1 protein-coding gene is annotated in these 1,427 nt (G+C 62.9%); it reads left to right on the top strand.

Annotation, left to right across the window (positions count from 1 at the left end; genetic code table 11):
* The first annotated feature begins 157 nt into the window (after positions 1–157).
* Positions 158–1,360, top strand: coding sequence for an IS256 family transposase (locus tag AQZ50_RS16905; RefSeq protein ID WP_067748023.1), 1,203 nt, complete (start codon positions 158–160; stop codon positions 1,358–1,360).
* Positions 1,361–1,427 lie beyond the last annotated feature (67 nt).

The following is a 1,427-nucleotide window of genomic DNA, read 5'->3' as shown; positions in this document are numbered from 1 at the left end:
GGTCACGTCCCGGGACGTGGTGTAGGTTATGACGATAGCGCTGCTGGCTGGCTGCGCGCTTTCGATATAGCGCTGTAGCAGTCAGCCAGCAGCGCGGGTGGCCATCGAGAGTTTCGGATAGGTTTGGGTTGCGACACTCGAACCTGTGGAGACCCCGATGACCGATTCCATGATGCACCTGCGCGCGCTGGTCGAGAAGGCCCCGGATGCGGATATTTTGCGCGACATGATCTCCTATGCCGCCGGGCGGTTGATGGAGATGGAGGTTGGCGGTCTGACGGGCGCCGCGCACGGCGAGAAATCCGCCGACCGGCTCGTCCAGCGCAACGGCTATCGCGATCGCGACTGGCAGACCCGTGCCGGGACGGTCGAACTGCGCATCCCCAAGTTGCGCAAGGGCAGTTATTTTCCGGGCTTTCTCGAACCGCGCCGGATGGCCGAGCGAGCACTGACCGCAGTGATCCAGGAAGCCTATGTGCACGGCATCTCGACCCGCTCGGTCGATGATCTGGTGAAGGCGCTGGGGATGGATGGCATCTCCAAGAGCCAGGTCAGCCGCCTGTGCGAGGAGCTCGACGAGAAGGTCAACGCCTTCCTCGAACGCCCGATCGAGGGCGACTGGCCCTACCTGTGGATCGATGCAACCTACGTCAAAGTCCGCCAGAGCGGCCGGATTGTCTCAGTTGCGGTGATCATCGCGGTTGGCGTCAACAGCGACGGCCGGCGCGAAGTGCTGGGCATGGATATCGGGCCCTCGGAAGCCGAACCGTTCTGGACCGCGTTCCTGCGCAAACTGACGCGGCGGGGCCTTCGCGGGGTGAAACTGGTGATCTCCGACGCGCATGAGGGCATCAAGGCAGCGGTCTCCAAGCTGCTATGCGCGACATGGCAGCGCTGCCGCGTCCACTTCATGCGCAACGCACTGGCCCATGCAGGCAAGAGCGGGCGCCGCGTTGTCTCGGCCTTCATCGCCACCGCCTTCGCACAGGAAACACCCGAGGCCGCCAGCCAGCAGTGGCGCGCCGTCGCCGACCAGATGCGACCAAAACTGCCAAAGCTCGCCACTTTGATGGACGATGCCGAACCTGACGTGCTGGCCTACATGACGTTCCCCAAGGAACATCGCGCCAAGTTGCACAGCACGAATCCCATCGAACGCCTGAATGGCGAGATCAAACGCCGCACCGAAGTCGTCGGCATCTTTCCTAACGAGGCTGCGATCACCCGCCTGATCGGCGCCATTCTCATGGAACAGTCCGATGAATGGGCCGTCCAGCGCGCACGATACATGACGCTTGAAACCATGGCGCCGGTGAGCGACAATCCCATCGTCATGCTCTCGGCTGTACCCGGCGCATGACCAGCTCAAACTGATGCCGAAATCGGCGGTGGCCTCAATAAGCTACACCACGCCGTGGGACACGATC

The sequence above is a fragment of the Novosphingobium sp. Fuku2-ISO-50 genome, assembly GCF_001519055.1.
In the GTDB taxonomy this organism is placed as follows: domain Bacteria; phylum Pseudomonadota; class Alphaproteobacteria; order Sphingomonadales; family Sphingomonadaceae; genus Novosphingobium.
This window is presented reverse-complemented; position numbering and strand designations above follow the sequence as displayed.